We start from the raw sequence: 18410 nt of genomic DNA, 5'->3' as shown, positions 1-18410 counted from the left end.
GCTCGGCCAGCACCGCGGCGCCGGCGGCCAGGGCCTCGGCGGCCAGGGCGGCGTCGGGGGCGGCGTCGTCATGTTCCAGCAGCAGCAGCACGGCACGGCTCTGGGCCAGCAGGTTGGCGCGCTCGGGGCCGTGCAGGGTGGGCTCCAGCCGGGTGACGGCCACCCCCAGCTGGGCCAGGCCGGCCAGCAGGGCCTGCTGACGCGGGTTGGGCGACTGCGGCAGCAGCAGGGGCACCGGGCGCTGGGCCGGCGGCAGGCCCACGCTGGCGCTGCGGCCGGTGGTGCCGGCGCCAGGCTGCCAGGTCCAGACCGGGGCGATCAGCGTCTCGGCCGCAGGGCGCCAGGCGCGGGCCTGGGCGGGGTCGGTCACCAGCAGGGGCAGCTGGCGCAGGCTGCGGTGCAAGGCGCTGGGCAGGGGGGCGCCGTGGCGGTCGGACAGCACCAGCACGCAGGCGTGGCCCTGTGCCGCCTCGGGGTCAAAGCCCCACTCGGCACCGAAGACGAGGTTGAGCGCCCCGGGCCGCAGGCGGTTGGCCGCCACGGTGACGGGCACGCCGGCGGCCTGCAGCTGGGCCTGCAGGTCCAGCAGCGCTGCCAGCGGGGCCAAGGCCTCGGTCTGGCCCGGGGGCCGCACCAGCATCAGGTGGGCGGCCAGGGCGGCGGGGGTGGCACGGGCCGCGGCAGCGCTCTCGTGGAGCATGTCGTGCAGCGAGGCCTGCAGGGCGGGGGGCAGCGCCTGCAGCAGGGCGGCGTCGTGGTGGCTCATGGGGGACTCCGGCGCGCGGGAAGACGAGGGGAGGTGCTCAGGCGGACCGCCGCGCGCGTTGCGCGGCCTGGGCCTCCAGCGTGGCCAGCACGGTGAAGACTTCGTCAAAGAACACCCGGCGCTGGTCCTCGACCCAGCGGCAGTAGGCGGCCATGGGCTCGGCAAAGCGCTGGGGCTGGGTGAGGGCCTCGCGCAGGCGCTGCAGCACCTGGGGCACGGTCAGGGGGTGGCGCTCGTCAAACTTGAGGCTGGGCGGCAGGGGCACGTCCACCCCGTTGGCGGCGCTGCCCTGGGTGTTGGTGATGACGGTGCAGCCGCACAGCACGGCCTCGCGCGGGATGCGGTCGCGCCCGGGGTGGGGGCCGAAGTCCACATAGGCCCGGGCCCGGCCCAGCAGGGCGGCCACCTCGGCGGGGCTCATGTTCTCGATGGGCACCCAGGTGATGTCGGGCGGGCTGGCGGCCATGAGCCGCTGGGTGAACTCCAGGCCCTTCTTGGGGTTGTAGGCCACCAGCGGGTCCTTGGGGCCGGTGCGCAGGCGCCGCGCACGCTCGACGATCTCGTCGCGGATGTAGTCGGTGAGCATGAGCGCCGGGGCGCCCTGGCGCTCGACCCATTGGCGGGCGTATTCGCTCTGGGTCAGGTGGACGACGCCGAAGCGGGGGTCGAAGACAAAGTCCAGCGGGCTGGCGGCGGAAGCACCGCCCCCCTGCGCCTGGCGCATGGCCTCGGCCCGGAGCTGGAAGTGCTCGACACTGAGCCACCAGTGCACGCGGGTGGCGTGGCGCAGCGACAGCAGTTGGGCGGTGCCGGTCTCGGGCACCACCACGGCGTTGCCGGGGGCGTCGGCCAGGTCGCGCCAGATGCGCGGGGCATAGAGCCGGAAGACGGCCGGGGTGGGGTCGGGGTCGTCTTCGGGCAGGTAGACCATGCCGATGTCAAAGCCCAGCTGCTGCCCGGCATCGACGAACTGGTGCAAGGCCTCGGGCCCGCCGGTGACCGACGAGGCTGGGCAGAGGACGTGGACTTTCATGCGGCCAGTCTGGCAGCCGCACCGCGGTGCAAGCCGCTGAAAAGCCGGGGAAAGCCGGGCGGATCCCCGCCTCCCCGCCCGGGGGGCCCGGTGCCGCGCGGTCGGCCTCAGGGCGCCGTGGGGCGCCGGGCCAGGGCGGCCTGCCAGGCCTGCAGGGGGTGGCCGTCCAGGGCTTCGGCGGCGCGGCGGGTCTGCTCGGACAGGGCACGCAGGGCGGCGCGCTGAGCGCCGTCCAGGCTGACCGGGAACTGCGGCTGCAGCCGCACCTCCAGGGCCCCGCGGGGGCCGCGCGGGGTGGCGGGAAAGCCCTGCCCCTCCAGCCGGTGGAAAACGGCCGGGGGTTGCAGGGCCAAGGGCTGCCAGCCCCCGGGCACGGGCACCTGCACGGTGGCGCCGGCCAACCAGGCCAGGGCGTCCACTGGCAAGGTCAGGGCCAGCACGGGTGGCTCGCCGGCCCCGCCCTCCAGGCTGAAGAAGGGATGCGGCGCCACGGCCACGGTGAGGGCCAGGGCCACGCCGGGGTGGCTGCCACCGGCCCGGCCGGCGGGGATGTGCAGGTCCATGCCGTCGCGCACACCCGCGGGCAGGCGCACCCGCACCGACCAGGGGCGCGGCGGCTGGGTGCCCCGGCCCTGGCAGTCGGGGCAGGTCTGGGGCAGGTGGCCGTGGCCCAGGCAGTGGGGGCATTCCTGCTCGGCCGCCGGCAGCCAGGGGAACCAGCTGGCGGGGCGCACCCGGCCGCTGCCCTGGCACTGCCCGCAGACCTGGGGCGGGCCCAAGGTGCCGTGACCGCCGCAGGGGCTGCAGGGGTCGGCCACCTCGCCTTCCAGGAGCTGCTCAGTGCCCAGGGCGGCGGACTCCAGGTCGATGGTGAGGGTGCGGGCGACGGTGTGGGGGTGTGGCGGGGTGTCGCCCCGCGCATCGGCGTGCGCATCGGCGTGCGCATCGGCCCGTGCGTCGGCGTGGTCCCGGGCGCCGGGTGCGGGTCCGGCTTCGGCCTCGGGGGCCGGGGGCGCCTCAGGTGGCGTGTCGTCCTCACCGGCCAGGTGGGCGCGCAGGCGCTCCATGGCCTGGTTGAGCCGTTGCATGCGGCGCACGGCCTCGGGGCTGGGGTTGCGGTCGGGGTGCCAGCGGGCGGCGCCGCGGCGCCAGGCCCGTTTGATCTCGGGCTCGGGGGCCCCGGGCGGCAGGCCCAGCTCGGACCAGGCGGCTTCGATGTCCATGGGCGCACTATACGGACCGCCTGCGGTCCGCGCGGCCACCGCCCTGCCCGGCCCCGGCGGGTCTCAGATCAACGGCACCTGGCGTCCCAGGGCGTCGTCATCGGCAGCGCGCGGGGCCAGGCCAGCCCAGGCGTGCGCGGTGGTGACGGCGCCGGCCGGGGCGCTGTCCAGGCCGGCGCCCAGGGGCGCGGCCGGGGCCTGCAGCAGGTCGGCCAGGGCCGGCACAGCGTCGCGGGCGAGCACGGCGCCCTGGGTCAGCCAGACGTCGGCCAGGTCGCGGGTCTGGCCGTCGGTGGTGGTGTAAGAGGAGGTGAGGCCCAGCAGATTGCCCTGGTCCACGGTGCTGCCCTTCTGGGCGGCCAGGTCCAGGCTGGCCACGCCGGCCTCCACCAGGCCGCGCAGCTCACCCAGGTCGGTCACGCCGTCATGGTTGGCGTCCACCCAGACCTTCAGCTCGCCCCAGGCGCTGTCCTGGGCGTCCAGGCGGCCGTCGGCGTTGCTGTCGAGGTCGGCCATGGCGGCATAGCCGTGGGCGGCGCGCTGGCCGTCCTGCAGCCGGGTGCCGGCGCCGAAGAGTTCGGTGCCGTCCTGGATGCGGCCATCGCCGTTGAGGTCGCGCACCAGCAGGCCGTCGCCGCCGCCGACCCAGCCGGTCTGGCGCACGGTGCCGGTGCCGGTGAGGTCAAAGGCCACGCCGCTGTCGGCCACCGACAGGGTCTGGATGCCACCGCCGTCCAGGTCGAGCATGACGGGGGTGACGGCCAGCAGGGCGGCCAGCTGGTCGCCGCTCATGGCCTGGATGTCGCGGTCCTCGAAGGCCATGATCTGGTCGGTGCCCATGGCGCTGATGGCCTCCGTGCTCAGGCCGGCGATCTGGCCGGTGGCGAAGGCGACGATCTGGGCGGTGGTCAGGGCGGCGGCCTGGTCGGTGGTGAGGGCGCCGATGGCGGCGCTGCCCAGGGCAGCGAACTGGCCCGTGCTGAGCGCGGCCACCTGCTCGGTGCTGAAGGCGGCGAACTGGGCGGTGGTGAGCGCACGGACGCTGGCGGTGGACAGGCCGGCGAGGTCGGCCGTTTCCAGGGCGGCGACCTGGGCGGTGGTCAGGGCCGCCACCTGGGTGGTGGTGAGCGCACTGACCTGGGCGCTGTCCAGGATGACGATCTGGTCGCTGCCCAAGGCCTGCAGGGCGGCGGTGCCCAGGGCCCGCACGGCGGCGGTGCCCATGGCGTCCACCTGGTCAGTGGTGAAGGCCCCAGCCTGCGCGGTGGTGAAGGCGGCAAAGGCGGCGGTGCCCAGGGCGGCGAAGTCGGCGGTCTCGATGGCGGCCACGGCCTCGGTGCCCAGGGCGGTGACCTGCGCGGTGGAAAGGGCGGCGAGCTGGGTGCTGGTGAGCGCGGCCACCACATCGCTGGAGAGGGCGGCGACCTGCACGGTGGTGAGCGCCTTCATGAGGGTGGCGTTCAGGCCGGGCAGGTCGGCGGTTTCCAGCGCAGCGATGTGGTCGGTGGTGAAGGCAGCGAGCTGCTGGGTCTGCAGGGCGGCGAACTGCGCGCTGTCCAGGGCCAGAAACTGGTCGGTGCCCAGGGCGGCGAGCTGGGTGGTGGACAGGCCGCGCACCTGGGCGGTGCTCAGGGCGTCAACCTGGTCGGTGGTCAGCGCCGCCAATTGGGCGGTGGTGAAGGCCGACAGGCCCCGGGTGCCCAGGGCGACGAGGTCGGCGGTCTCGACGGCGGCCACGGCCTCGGTGCTCAGGGCGGCCAGCTGGCTGGCCGACAGGGCGTTGAGCTGGGTGCTGGTGAAGGCGGCGGCCTGGTCGCTGGTGAGGGCAGCCACCTGGGCGGTGGTCAGGGCGCGCAGGTGGCCGACGCTCAGGCCCGCCAGGTCATCGGTCTGCAGGCCGGCCACCTGGACGGTGGTCAGGGCGGCGGCCTGGGTGGTGGTGAGGGCGCCCCACTGCCCGCTGGAGAGGGCGGCGAGCTGGTCGGTGTCCAGCGCCCGCAGCTGCGCGGTGCCCAGCTGCTGGAGCTGGGCCGTGCCCAGGGCCCCCATCTGGTCGGTGGTGAAGGCGGCCATCTGGGTGGTGCTCAGGGCACGCAGCTGGGCGCTGCCCAGGCCGGCCAGGTCGGCCGTCTCGATGGCGGCGATCTGGTCGGTGGCCAGGGCAGCCACCTGGGCGCTGCCCCACAGCGCGAACTGGGCGCTGCCCAGGGCGACGATCTGGTCGGTGCTGAGGGCCTGGACCTGGGCGGTGCCCAGGCCCTGCAGGGCGGTGCTGCCCAGGCCGGGCAGGCTGGCGGTGTCCAGGGCGGCAATCTGGTCGGTGCCCAGGGCCCGGATCTGGGCCGAGCTGAGGGCGCGCAGCTGGGCGCTGCCCAGGGTGGCCACATGCTCGGTGGTGAGGGCGGCGACCTGCGCGGTGCTGAAGGCGGCCAGGGCGGCGGTGGCCAGGGTGTCGACCTGGTCGGTGGTCAGGGCGGCGACTTGGGCGGTGGACAGGCCGCTCCACTGGGCGCTGCCCAGGGCGGCCAGGTCCGCGGTTTCCAACGCGGCGACCTGGTCGGTGCCCAGGGCCCGCAGCTGGGCGGTGCTGAGCTGGCCCATCTGGCGGGTGGTCAGGGCGGCCACACCATCGGTGCTCAGGGCGGCCATCTGGGCGGTGGTCAGGGCGCGGATTTGGGCGGTGCCCAGACCGGCCACGGCGGCAGTGGCCAGGCCGGCCACCTGGTCGGTGCTCAGGGCCACGACCTGGGCGGTGGTGAGGGCGGCGAACTGGGCGCTGTCCATGGCGCCGAGCTGGGTGGTGTCCAGCGCGCGCACCTGGGCGGTGGTCAGCGCACCCACTTGGGCGGCGGTCAGGGCGTCCACCTGGTCGGTGCTGAGCACGGCGATCTGGTCGGTGGACAGGGTGCGCAGCTGGGCGGTGGTCAAGGCCGCCAGGTCGGCGGTCTCCAGGGCGGCGGCGCCGGCGGTGTCCAGCGCCAGCAGCTGGGCGGTGGACAGGGCCACCACCTGGGCGGTGCGCAGCGCGGCGACCTGGTCGGTGGTCAGGGCCGCGACCTGGGCGGTGGTCAGGGCCCGCAGGGCGGCGGTGGACAGGGCAGCCAGGTCATCGGTCTCCAGCGCGGCCACGGCGTCGGTGCCCAGGCTGGCGGCCTGGGTGGCGCTGAGCGCCGCAAAGCGGCTGGTGGCCAGGGCGTTGAGCTGGGCGGTGTCCAGGGCGCCGAGCTGGGCCGTGGACAGCAGGGCAACCTGGGCAGTGGTCAGCGCGGCCATCTGGTCGGTGGTGAGCGCGGCCACCTGCGCGGTGGCCAGGGCCTGCACCTGGCTGGTGAGCAGGGCGGCCACGTCGGCGGTCTCCAGGGCGGCCACGGCGTCGGTGGACAGGGCGCGCACCTGGGCGCTGGTGAGGGCGCGCAGCTGGGCGCTGGCCAGGGCGGCGGCCTGGTCGGTGGTCAGGGCGGCCACCTGGGCGGTGCCCAGGGCGACCATGAGGCTGGTGTTCAGGCCGGCCAGGTCGGCGGTCTCCAGGGCCTGGACCTGGTCGGTGCTCAAGGCGGCCAGCTGCTGGGTGAGCAGGCGGCTGAGCTGGGCGCTGTCCAGGGCGGCGATCTGGTCGCTGCCCAGGGCGCGGACCTGGGCGGTGGCCAGGCTGCGCAGCTGGGCGCTGCTCATCACGTCCACGGCGTCGGTGGACAGGGCGGCCATCTGGTCGGTGGTCAGGGCGGCCACCTGGGCGGTGGTCAGGGCGGCGAAGTCGGCGGTCTCCAGGGCGGCCACGGCCTCGGTGGAGAGGGCGCGCACCTGCTGGGTGGCCAGGCCGGCCACCTGGGCGGTGCTCAGGGCGACGACGGCGTCGGTGGACAGGGCGGCCACCTGGGCGGTGCCCAGGGCGCGCAGGTGGGCGGTGGTCAGGCCGACCAGGTCGGCGGTGTCCAGCGCGGCCACCTGGGTGGTGCTCAGTGCGGCCACCTGGGTGGTGGTCAGGGCGTTGAACTGCGCACTGCTCAGGCTGTTGAGGTCGTCGGTGGACAGGGAGCTGAGCTGCGCGGTGGTGAAGGCCCGCATCTGCGAGGCGGTCAGCGCGGCCCAGTCCTCGGTGGTGAAGGCGGCCAGCGTGGCGGTGCTCAGGGCGGCGACCTGGGTGGTGGTGAGCGATGAAACACGGGTGGCCATGGGCGCGGTCTCCACAGACGGGTCCACCGGGCGGTCATCCCCCGGTGGCGGGGGCGGCCGGCGCCTGGGCGCGGCCGTTCAAGGGGCGGGGCCGGGCCGGCTCAGGCGCCGGCGCCGGGGTCTTGGGGTCTTCTTCGGTCAGAGCAGCGGCTGGTGGCGCATCAGGGCGTCCTCGTCCCACTGCCGGGCGGTGGAGGCCACCATGAGCGGGTTGTCGGCCGGCGCGCCGCCAACCTGAGCGCGGGCCAGACCGGCGGCGCCCAGGCCCGCCAGGTCGGCGCTGGGGCCGGCCAGGAGCTCGCTGAGCGCGGGGGTGGCCGCGGCCTCGGCCGGGACGGTGCTGCCCTGGGCGAACCAGACGTCGGCCAGGTCGCGGGTCTGGCCATCGGTGGTGGTGTAAGAGGAGGTGAGGCCCAGCAGATTGCCCTGGTCCACGGTGCTGCCCTTCTGGGCGGCCAAGTCCAGGCTGGCCACGCCGGCCTCCACCAGGCCGCGCAGCTCACCCAGGTCGGTCACGCCGTCGTGGTTGGCGTCCACCCAGACCTTCAGCTCGCCCCAGGCGCTGTCCTGGGCGTCCAGGCGGCCGTCGGCGTTGCTGTCGAGGTCGGCCATGGCGGTGTAGCCGTCGCCGGCGCGCTGGCCGTTCTGCAGCCGGGTGGCCACGCCAAAGAGTTCGGTGCCGTCCTGGATGCGGCCATCGCCGTTGAGGTCGCGCACCAGCAGGCCGTCGCCGCCGCCGACCCAGCCGGTCTGACGCACCGTGCCGGTGCCCATGAGGTCGAAGGCCACGCCGCTGTCGGCCACCGACAGGGTCTGGATGCCCTGGCCGTCCAGGTCCAGCACGATGGGGGTGGCCAGGAAGTAGGCGTCGAGCTGGCCGGCGTTCATGGCGGCCACGTCGGCCGCCTCAAAGGCGGCGATCTGGTCGGTGCTCATGCCGGCGATGTTGGCGGTGGTCAGGCCGGCGATCTGCTCGGTGGTGAAGGCGGCGATCTGCTCGGTGCTCAGGGCGCGGGTCTGGGCCAGGCTCATGGCCGCGATCTCGGCCGTGGTCAGGGCGCTGGACTGCTCCGTGCCCAGGGCCTGGATCTGGGTGGTGGTGAAGCGGGCGAACTGGCTGGCGCCCAGGGCCTGCAGGTCGGCGGTCTCGATGGCGGCCACCTGCGCGGTGGTGAGTGCGGCCACCGCGGTGGTGCCCAGGTTGGCGAACTGCAGGGTGGTGAGCGCGGCGACCTGCTCGGTGGTGAGCGCGGCCACGGCCGCGCTGCCCAGGGCGCGCAGGTCCACCGTTTCCACCACGGCGATCTGCTCGGTGGACAGGGCGGCCACCTGGTCGGTGGACAGGGCGGCGAACTGCAGGCTGGTCAGGGCGACGATGTCGTCGGTGCCCAGGCCGTGCAGGCCGGCAGCCCCCAGGGCGCGGATGCCGGCGGTGCCCAGGGCCACCACGTCATTGGCCCCCAGGGCGACGATCTGGTCGGTGGTCAGGGCGGCCACCTGGGTGGTGGTGAGGCTGGCGACCTGCAGGGTGGACAGGGCGTCGACCTGGTCGGTGGTCAGGGCGGCGATGGCGGCGGTGCCCAGGGCGCGCAGGTTGAGGGTGCCCAGGGCGCCGATGTCGGCGGTTTCCAGGGCGGCCACCTGGGCGGTGCCCAGGGCGGCGGCCTGGGCAGTGCTCAAGCCGGCGATCTGGGCGGTGCCCAGGGCGGTGATGGCCTCGGTGGTGAGGGCCGCGACCTGGGCGGTGCCCAGGGCCCGCAGCTGCAGGGTGCTCAGGGCATGCAGGTCGGCGGTGTCCAGCGCGGCCACCTGGGTGGTGGTGAGCGCGGCCAGCTGGGCGGTGGTGAGCTGGGCCATCTGGGCACTGCCCAGGGCAAAGAGGTCGGCGGTGTCCAGCGCGGCCACCTGGGTGGTGGTCAGGGCGGCCACCTGGGCGTTGGCCAGGGCGGCCATCTGCTCGGTGCCCAGGGCATCCAGCTGGGCGGTGGACAGGGCGCGCAGGCCCAGGGTGCTGATCTGGCGCAGGTCGGCCGTCTCCAGGGCGGCCAGCTGGGCGGTGGTGAGGGCGGCCACCTGGGCGCTGCCCAGGCCGGCAAAGTGTGCCGTGCCCAGGGCGTTGAGCTGCTCGGTGGCCAGGGCCTGGACCTGGGTGGTGCTCAGGGCGGCGGCCTGGGCCACGGTGAGCCCGCCGGCCTGCGCGGTGGTGAGCGCGGCCAGCTGGGCGGTGGACAGGGCGCGGACCTGGGCGGTGGACAGGGCGGCCAGGTCGCCGTTCTCGACCGCGGCGACCTGCTCGGTGGTCAGGGCGGCGATCTGCTCGGTGCCCAGGGCGGTCCACTGGGCGGTGCCCAGGGCGGCGACGTCCTCGGTGCCCAGGGCGGCGACCTGGGCGGTGCTCAGGCTGCGGGCCTGGAAGGTGGTGAGTGCGGCCACCTGGGCGGTGCCCAGGGCGGCGACCTGCTCGGTGGACAGGGCGCGCAGCTGCAGGCTGCTGAGGGCGCGCAGGTCGTCGGTGGCCAGGGCGGCGGCCTGGTCGGTGGACAGGGCGGCCATCTGCCCGGTGGTGAGGGCGGCGGCCTGGGCGGTGGTCAACGCCACCACCTGGGCCGAGGTCAGGCCGGCCAAGGCGGTGGTGGTCAGGGCGGCGGCGGCGGCGGTGCTCAGGGCGGCCAGGTCGGCGGTCTGCAGGCCGGCGAGCTGGTCGCTGGCCAGGGCGGCGGCCTGGGTGGTGGTGAGGGCGGCGGCCTGGGTGGTGGTCAGGGCGACCAGGGATTCGGTGGTCAGGGCGGCGACGGCGGCCGTGCCCAGCGAGCGCAGGGCAAAGGTGTTGAGGGCGGCGACGTCAGCCGTCTCCAACGCGGCGGCCTGGGTGCCGGTGAGGGCCCCCACCTGGGCGCTGGTGAGGGCGGCAAACTGGGCGGTGCCCAGGGCGTTGAGGGCGGCGGTGTCCAGCCCGCCGACCTGCTGGCTGGCCAGCTGGGTGATCTGCAGGGTGGTCAGCGCCGCCAGCTGGGCGGCGCCCAAGGCGTTGAGCTGGTCGGTGGCCAGGGCGCGCAGCTGGGTCTGGCTGAGGGTGCGCAGGTCGGCGGTCTCCAGGGCTGCCATCTGGTCGCTGGTGAGGGCGGCCAGCAGCGCGGTGGACAGGCCGGCGGCCTGGGCGGTGGTCAGGCCGGCGACGGCGTCGGTGCTGAGGGCGGCCAGGTTGGCGGTGCCCAGGGCGTTGAGGCTGGGCAGGGCCAGGGCGGCCAGGTCGGCACTCTCCAGCCCGGCGGCCTGGTCCGTGGTCAGGGCGGCGGCCTGGGCGCTGGTGAGGGCGCCGAACTGGGCGGTGGTCAGGGCATTGAGGTGGACGGTGTCCAGCCCGGCCACCTGGGCCGTGGTGAGCTGGGCGGCCTGGGCGGTGGTCAGGGCGGCCACCTGGGCGGTGGTCAGGCCGCCGAGCTGGTCGGTGCTCAGGGCGCGCAAGCTGGCCACCGCCAGGGCGCGCAGGTCGGCGGTCTCCAGGGCGGCCACCTGGTCGGTGGTCAGGGCGGCGGCCTGCTCGGTGCCCAAGGCCAGGGCCTGGGTGGTGGTGAGCGCGGCCACGGCCTCGGTGGACAGGGCGGCCACCTGGGCGGTGCCCAGTGCGCGCACGGCGGCGGTGCTCCAGGCGGCGAGGTCGGCGGTGTCCAGGGCGGCGGCCTGGGCGGTGGTGAGCGCGGCGGCCTGGGCGGCGCTGAGCAGTGCGGCCTGGGCGGTGGTCAGGGCGTTGAGGTTGTCGGTGCTCAGGCCGGCCACCTGGGCGGTCCCCAGGGCCATGACCTGGGTGCCCGCCAGCGCCGCCATCTGCGTGGTGGTCAGGGCGTTGAGCTGTTCGGTGCCCAGGGCCTGCACCTGGGCGGCGACGAACTGGCGCAGGTCGGCAGTTTCCAGGGCGGCGACCTGGTCGGTGGTCAGGGCGGCCACCTGGGTGGTGCTGAGCGCGGCGGCCTGGGCGGTGGTCAGGGCCTGCACGGCGTCGGTGGTCAGGGCGGCCACCTGCGCCGTGGACAGGGCGCGCACGGCGGCGGTGCCCAGCGCGGCGGCGTCGGCGGTCTCCAGCGCGGCGAGCTGCTCGGTGCTGAGGGCGGCGGCCTGGGCGGTGCCCAGGGCGGCGAACTGCACCGTGGTCAGGGCATTGAGGTGGGCGGTGTCGAGTCCGGCGATCTGCGCGGTGCCCAGGCCCGCGGTCTGGGCCACGGTCAGGGCGGCCATCTGGGCGGTGGTCAGGCCGGCGAGCTGGTCGGTGCTCAGGGCCTGGACCTGGGCCACGCTGAGGGCGCGCAGGTCCGTGGTTTCAATGGCGCCGACCTGGTCGGTGGTGAGGGCGGCCACCTGGGCGGTGCTGAAGGCGGCGAAGTGGGCGCTGGTCAGGCCGACAAGCTGGTCGGTGGTGAGCACGGCCACCTGGTCGGTGGACAGGCGCACGAGCTGGGCGGTGCTCAGGCCGGCGGCCTGGGCGGTGGTCAGGGCGGCCACTTGGTCGGTGCCCAGGGCGGCGAGCTGGGTGCTGGTGAGGGCGCGCAGGTCCAGCAGCTCCAGGGCCTGGATCTGGTCCGTGGTGAGCGCGGCCACCTGGGCGGTGGTGAGGGCGGCGGCCTGGAGGGTGGTGAGCGCGGCCACCTGCGCGGTGGTCAGGGCGGCGGCGGTCTCGGTGGCGAGCTGGGCCACGGCAGCGGTGCTCAGGGCGGCCAGGGCGGCGGTGCCCAGGCTGCCGATCTGGGCGCTGCCCAGCGCGCCGGCCTGGGTGCCACTCAGGCCGGCGGCCTGGGCGACGCTGAGGGTGGCGATGGCGTCGGTGCTCAGGGCGGCCACCTGCTCGGTGCCCAGGCCGCGCAGGGCGCCGGTGGTCAGGGCGGCCACGTCGTCGGTCTGCAGGCCGGCCACCTGAGCGGTGGTGAGCGCGGCGACCTGGGCGCTGGAGAGCGTGGCCACCTGGGCGGTGGTCAGGGCGTTGAGGTGGTCGGTGCCCAGGCCGTTGACCTGGGTGGTGCTGAGCGCGGCCACCTGCCCCAAGGTGAGGGCGGCGATCTGGGCGGTGCCCAGGGCGGCCAGCTGCTCGGTGGACAGGGCCTGGAGCTGGGCGGTGCCCAGCATGCGCAGGTCGGCGGTGTCCAGGGCGGCGAGCTGGTCGGTGGTCAGGGCGGCGGCCTGGGCGGTGCCCAGCACACCGGCCTGGGCGGTGGTCAGGGCGACGATCTGGTCGGTGCCCAGGGCGGCGAGCTGGGCGGTGGACAGGGCCTGCACCTGGGCAGTGCCCAGGGCAGCGACCTGGCCCACGCTGAGGGCCGCCATCTGCTCAGTGGCCAGGGCGGCGAGCTGGGTGGTGGTCAGGGCACGCAGGTCGACGGTCTCCAGCGCCAGCACCTGGTCGGTGGTGAGGGCGGCGATCTGCCCGGTGGTGAGGGCGGCAGCCTGGGCGCTGGTGAGGGCCACGACCTGGGCGGTGTCCAGGGCGGCCAGGGTCTCGGTGGCCAGGGCGGCGATCTGGCCGGTGCCCAGCACGGCGATGACGGCGGTGCTCAGGCCCGGCACCTGGGTGCTGGTGAGCGCGGCGGTCTGGGTGCTGGTGAGGGCGGCGGCCTGCGTGGCGCTGAGCACGGCCAGGGCGTCGGTGGACAGGGCGGCGATCTGCTCGGTGGTCAGGGCGCGCACGGCGGCGGTGCCCAGGGCTGCGGCGTCAGCGGCTTCCAGGGCGTTGACCTGGGCGGTGGTGAGCGCGGCGGCCTGGGTGGCGCTGAGCTGGGCGAACTGGGCGGTGCCCAGGGCGTTGAGCAGCTCGGTGCCCAGGGAGGCCAGCTGGGCGGTGCTCAGGCCGGCGATCTGGCCCGGGGCCAGGGCCGCCATCTGGCCGGTGCTGAAGGCCCCCAGCTGCTCGGTGGTGAAGGCGGCAATCTGCGCGGTGCCCAGCACGACCAGGTCGGCGGTCTCCAGGGCGGCGGCCTGGTCGGTGGTCAGGGCCGCCAGCTGGCCGGTGGTAAGGGTGGCGGCGTGGGTGGTGGTCAGGGCCTGCACGCCGTCGGTGGTGAGGGCCGCCACCTGGTCGGTGGTCAGGCCGCGCACCTGGGCGCTGCCGAGAGCGGCCACCTGGCCGGTGAGCAAGGCTTCGACCTGGGCGGTGGACAGGGCCTGGGTCTGGGCCACGCTCAGGGCGCGCAGGTCCTGGGTTTCCAGGGCCTGGACCTGTTCGGTGGTGAGGGCGGCCACATGGTCGGTGGTCAGGCCGGCGGCCTGCAGGGTGCTCAGGGCGGCGATCTGTGCGGTGCCCAGGGCGGCGACGGTGGCGGTTTGCAGGCCGCTGAGGGCGTTGGTGCCCAGCATCACCAGGTCGGCGGTTTCCAGCCCGGCCACCTGGTCACTGCCCAGCCCGGCGAGCTGGGCGGAGGTGAGCACGGCGGCCTGGTCGGTGGTCAGCGCGGCCAGGGTCTCGGTGGCCAGGGCGGCGATCTGGTCGGAGCCCAAGGCACGCACGGCGGCGGTGGTCAGGTGGGACACATCGGCCGTTTCCAGCGCCGCCACCTGGGCGGTGGTGAAGGCACCGGCCTGGGCGGCACTGAGGCTGGCGAACTGCGCGGTGGTCAGGGCGTTGAGGTGGTCGGTGCCCAGGCCGGCGATCTGGTCGGTGGACAGGCTGGCCACCTGCACGGTGGTCAGCGCGGCGACCTGGGTGGTGTCCAGCGCGGCGAGCTGGTCGGTGGACAGGGCGCGCAGCTGGGCGGTGGACAGGGCGCGCAGGTCGGCCGTCTCCAGCGCGGGCAGCTGCTCGGTGGTCAGCGCCGCCACCTGGGTGGTGGTGAGGGCGGCCACCTGGGCGCTGGTGAGGGCGGCCACCTGGTCGGTGCTGAGGGCGGCAAGCTGGGCGGTGGTGAGCTGGCTGGCCTGCACGGTGGCCAGGGCGGCCACCTGGGCGACCTGCAGGGCGGCCACCTGCTCGGTGGACAGGGCCTGGAGCTGGGCGCTGCCCAGGCTGCGCAGGTCGGCGGTCTCCAGGGCCTGGACCTGGTCGGTGGTGAGGGCGGCCACCTGGGCGGTGGTCAGGCCGGCCACCTGCACGGTGGTGAGGGCGGCGACCTGCGCGGTGTCCAGCGCGGCCAAGGTGGCGGTTTGCAGGGCGGCCACGGCGGCGGTGCCCAGGCGGGCCAGGTTGCCGGTGGACAGGCCGGGCATCTGGTCGGAACCCAGGGCGGCGGCCTGGCTGGCGGTGAGCACCTGGGCCTGGGCAGTGGTCATGGCGGCCAGCCCGTCGGTGGTCAGGGCGGCCACCTGGTCGGTGGTGAGGTTGCGCCAGGCGGTGGTGCTCAGGGCCGCCAGGTCGGCGGTCTCCATGGCAGCGATCTGGGCGGTGGTCAGGGCGGCCGCCTGGGTGGCGCTGAGGCCCGAGACCTGCAGGGTGGTCAGGGCGTTGAGGTTGTCGGTGCTCAGGCCCGCCAGCTGGGCGGTGGACAGCGCGGCGGTCTGCACGGTGGTGAGGGCGGCGACCTGGGCGGTGGCCAGGGCACCGAGCTGGTCGGTGCTCAAGGCGGCCAGCTGCGCGGTGCTGAGGCTGCGCAGGTCGGCCGTCTGCAGGGCGGCCATCTGGTCGGTGGTCAGGGCGGCCACCTGCGCGGTGGTGAGCTGGCTGACCTGCTCGGTGGTGAGGGCGACGACGGCGTCGGTGCTGAGCGCGGCGACCTGGGCGGTGCTGAGCGCGCGCACCGCCGGCACGGTCAGGACGGCCAGGTCGGCCGTCTCCAGGGCGGCCATCTGTTCGGTGGTGAGGGCGGCGGCCTGGCTGGCCGAGAGGGTGGCGAACTGCGCGGTGGTCAGGGCGTTGAGGTGCTCGGTGTCCAGCCCGGCCAGCTGGTCGGTGCTCAGGGCGCTGACCTGGAAGGTGCTGAGCGCGGCGACCTGGGTGGTGCTCAGGGCGTCGAGCTGGGCCGTGTCCAGGGCGCGCAGCTGCACCGTGCTCAAGGCGGCGAGGTCGGCGGTCTCCAGCGCCGCCACCTGGTCGGTGGTGAGGGCGGCGACCTGGTCGGTGGTCAGGCCGGCGGCCTGGGCGGTGGTCAGGGCGACGGTCTGGTCGGTGGTCAGGGCAGCCAGCTGGGCGGTGGAGAGCTGGCGCACCTGGGTGACGGTGAGCGCGGCCACCTGGCCGGTGCCCAGGGCGGCCACCTGGTCAGTGGACAGGGCGGCCAGGGCCGCGCTGCCCAGGCTCTGCAGGTCCAGGGTCTGGATGGCGGCGAGCTGGTCGGTGGCCAGGGCTGCGATCTGGGCGGTGGTGAGCGCAGCGACCTGCGGCGTGAGCAGTGCGGCGATCTGGTCGGTGCCCAGACCGGCCAGGGCGCCGGCATCCAGGGCGGCCACGGCGGCGGTGCCCAGGGCCTGCAAGGCGGCGGTGCCCAGGGCGGTGAGCTGGTCGCTGGCCAGGGCGGCCACCTGGGTGGTGGACAGGCCCGCCACCTGCGCGGTGGTGAGGGCAGCGACCTGGTCGGTGGTGAGGGCGGCCACCCGGTCGGTGGCCAGGGCGCGCACGGCGGCCGTGCCCAGGGCGGCGAGGTCGGCCGTCTCCAGGGCCGCCACCTGCGCGGTGGTCAGGGCCTCGGCCTGGGTGGCGCGCAGGGCCGCCACCTGGGTGGTCCCCAGGCTGTTGAGCACGTCGGTGCCCAGGGCCGCCACCTGGGCGGTGGTGAGGCTGCTGACCTGCAGGGTGGTCAGGGCGGCGGTCTGGGCGGTCCCCAGGGCATTGAGCTGGTCAGAGGTGAGCGCGGCCACCTGGGCGGTACTGAGGCTGGCCAAGTCGGCCGTCTCCAGCGCGGCGGCCTGGCCGGTGGTGAGCGCGGCCACCTGCGCGGTGGTCATCGCGGCGTATTGGCCCACGCCCAGGGCGCGCAGGTCGTCGGTCTCCAGCGCGGCGACCTGGTCGGTGGTGAGGGCGGCCACCTGCCGGGTCTCCAGCGCGGCGGCCTGGGCGGTGCCCAGGGCGGCCACCTGGTCGGTGGTGAGGGCCTGAACCTGAACATTGGACAAGGCGCGCAGGTCAGCGCTTTCCAGCGCGGCGACCTGGTCGGTGGTCAGGGCGGCCACCTGGGTGGTGGTCAGGGCGGCGGCCTGCGCGGTGGTCAGCGCCGCGGTCTGGGCGGTGCTCAGGGCGGCCAGGGTGGCGGTCTGCAAGGCGGCCACGGCGGCCGTGGTCAGCTGGGCCAGGTCGGCGGTCTCCAGCCCGTCCACCTGGGCGCTGGTCAGGGCGGCAGCCTGGGTGGTGCTGAGCGCGGCGGCCTGGGCGGTGCCCAGGGCGGCGAGCTGGGCGGTGGAAAGGGCCGCCACCTGCTCGGTGGTCAGGGCGCGCACGGCGGCGGTGGAGAACTGGGCCAGGTCGGCGGTCTCGACGGCGGCCAGCTGGGCGGTGGTCAGGGCGGCGGCCTGGGCACCGCTGAGCACACGGGCCTGTGCGGTGCTCAGGGCCTCGACCTGGGCGGTGCCCAGGGTGCTGACCTGGGCGGTGGTCAGGGCGCCGATCTGCAGGCTGCCCAGGGCGGCCATGCGGGCGGCATCCAGGGCGGCGAACTGGGCGCTGCCCAGGGCCTGGACCTGGGCGGTGGTCAGGGCGGCCAGGTCGGCGTTCTCGATGGTGGCCAGCAAGGCCGTGTCGAGCGCCGCCACCTGGGTGGTGGACAGGGCAGCGTACTGCGCCGTGCCCAGGGCGCGGAAGGCCTCGCTGCCCAGGGCGGCCAGCTGCTCGGTGGCCAGGGCCCGCAGCTGGGCGGTGCCCAGGGCGGCGGCCTGGGCGGTGGACAGGGCGGCCACCTGCGCGGTGTCCAGCGCCGCCACCTGGGTGGTGGTGAGCGCGGCCGCCTGCGCGGTGGTCAGGGCGGCCAGGCCGGTGGTGCCCAGCCCCTGCAGGGCCGAGGTGCCCAGACCGCGCAGGGCGGCCGTGCTCAGGGCGGCCACATCGGCCGTCTCCATCGCGGCGGTCTGGTCGCTGCTGAGGGCGGCGGCCTGGGTAGCGCCCAGGCTGCGGATCTGTGCCGAACCCAGGGCATTGAGCTGGTCCGTCTCCAGCGCGGCCACCTGCCCGGTGGACAGCCGGGCCACCTGCTCGGTGCTGAGCGCGGCCATCTGCGCGGTGGTCAGGGCGGCCAGCTGGTCGGTGCTCAGGGCGCTGATGACCCGGGTGCCCATGGCGCGCAGGTCGGCCGTCTCCAGCGCGGCCACCTGGTCGGTGGTCAGGGCGGACAGGCGGCTGGCGGCCAGCGAGGCGGACTGGGCGGTGGTCAGCGCGGTCAGGTCCTCGGTGGTCAGCGCGGCCACCTGGTCGGTGGTGAGCTGGGCCAGTTGGGCGGTGCTCAGGTTGGCCCACTGGGCGCTGCCCAGGGCGGCCAGCTGGTCGCTGTCCAGCGCCCGCACGGCGGCGCTGCCCAGGCTGTTGAGCTGGGCGGAGGTGAGCGCGGCGACCTGGTCGGTGCCCAGGGCGGCGGCCTGGGCGCTGCTGAGCAGCCGCGCCTGGGCGGTGCTGAGGGCGGCCACCCCGGCGGTGGTGAGCGCGGCCAGCTGGGCGGTGGACAGCACCTGGGCGCCCGCGGTGCCCAGGGCCCGCAGATCGGCGGTCTCCAGCGCGGCCATCTGGTCGGTGGTCAGGGCGGCCATCTGGCGGGTGGTCAGCCCCGCGGCCTGGGCGGTGGTCAGGGCCTGCACGCCAGCGGTGGTGAGGGCGGCGATGGCCTCGGTGGCCATGCTGCGCAGGCTGCTGACCTGCAGGGCGGCCACATCGGCCGTCTCCATCGCCGCAGCCTGCGTGCTGGTGAGGGCGCTGAGCTGGCGGGTGCCCAGCGAGGCGATCTGCGCCGTACCCAGGGCATTGAGGTTGTCGGTGCTCAGCCCAGCCATCTGCGCCGTGCTCAGGCGGTTGAGCTGCACCGTGGTCAGCGCGGCCATCTGCGTGGACGACAGCGCGTTGAGCTGCGCCGTGGTCAGCGCCGCAAAGCCGGTGGTGGTGATGGCCCGCAGGTCCTGGGTCTCCAGGGCGGCCATCTGGGTGGTGCTCCATCCCGACAGCCGCGCCGAGGGAATGGCCGCCATCTGCGTGACCGTCAGCGCGGCGATCTGCTCCGTGCTGAAGGCCGCCCAGTCTTCCGTGGTCAGACGGGCGATCGTCGCCGTGGACAGGGCAGCGATCTGGGCGGTCGACAGGCTGGGGATGATGGTGGCCATGGAACTCTCC

4 protein-coding genes and 3 pseudogenes are annotated in these 18410 nt (G+C 75.4%); all 7 read right to left on the bottom strand.

The window, feature by feature from the left end; all coding sequences use genetic code 11:
* On the bottom strand, positions 1 to 766 hold a 766-nt coding region (locus G3A44_RS21165; RefSeq protein ID WP_163459739.1), incomplete at its 3' end, for a hypothetical protein.
* A 37-nt stretch (positions 767 to 803) separates the two neighbouring features.
* Positions 804 to 1799 carry a hypothetical protein gene (locus G3A44_RS21160; RefSeq protein ID WP_163459738.1) on the bottom strand — a complete coding sequence of 332 codons (996 nt, stop codon included), beginning with the start codon at positions 1797 to 1799 and terminating at the stop codon, positions 804 to 806.
* A gap of 107 nt (positions 1800 to 1906) precedes the next feature.
* A complete protein-coding gene (locus G3A44_RS21155; protein ID WP_163459737.1) occupies positions 1907 to 3022 on the bottom strand; it encodes a DnaJ C-terminal domain-containing protein in 1116 nt (371 codons plus the stop codon).
* Between the two features lie 63 nt (positions 3023 to 3085).
* A complete protein-coding gene (locus tag G3A44_RS23855) occupies positions 3086 to 7195 on the bottom strand; it encodes a beta strand repeat-containing protein (protein WP_163459736.1) in 4110 nt (1369 codons plus the stop codon).
* A 138-nt stretch (positions 7196 to 7333) separates the two neighbouring features.
* Positions 7334 to 13141 (bottom strand): annotated as a pseudogene (locus G3A44_RS24290) (beta strand repeat-containing protein); the annotation flags it as partial.
* A 27-nt stretch (positions 13142 to 13168) separates the two neighbouring features.
* Positions 13169 to 13420 (bottom strand): annotated as a pseudogene (locus G3A44_RS24285) (hypothetical protein); the annotation flags it as partial.
* Positions 13415 to 18400 (bottom strand): annotated as a pseudogene (locus G3A44_RS24280) (beta strand repeat-containing protein); the annotation flags it as partial. The pseudogenes G3A44_RS24285 and G3A44_RS24280, both read right to left, overlap by 6 nt.
* Positions 18401 to 18410: the final 10 nt, after the last annotated feature.

The organism is Ideonella livida, assembly GCF_010499455.1.
In the GTDB taxonomy this organism is placed as follows: Bacteria; Pseudomonadota; Gammaproteobacteria; order Burkholderiales; family Burkholderiaceae_C; genus Ideonella; species Ideonella livida.
This window is presented reverse-complemented; position numbering and strand designations above follow the sequence as displayed.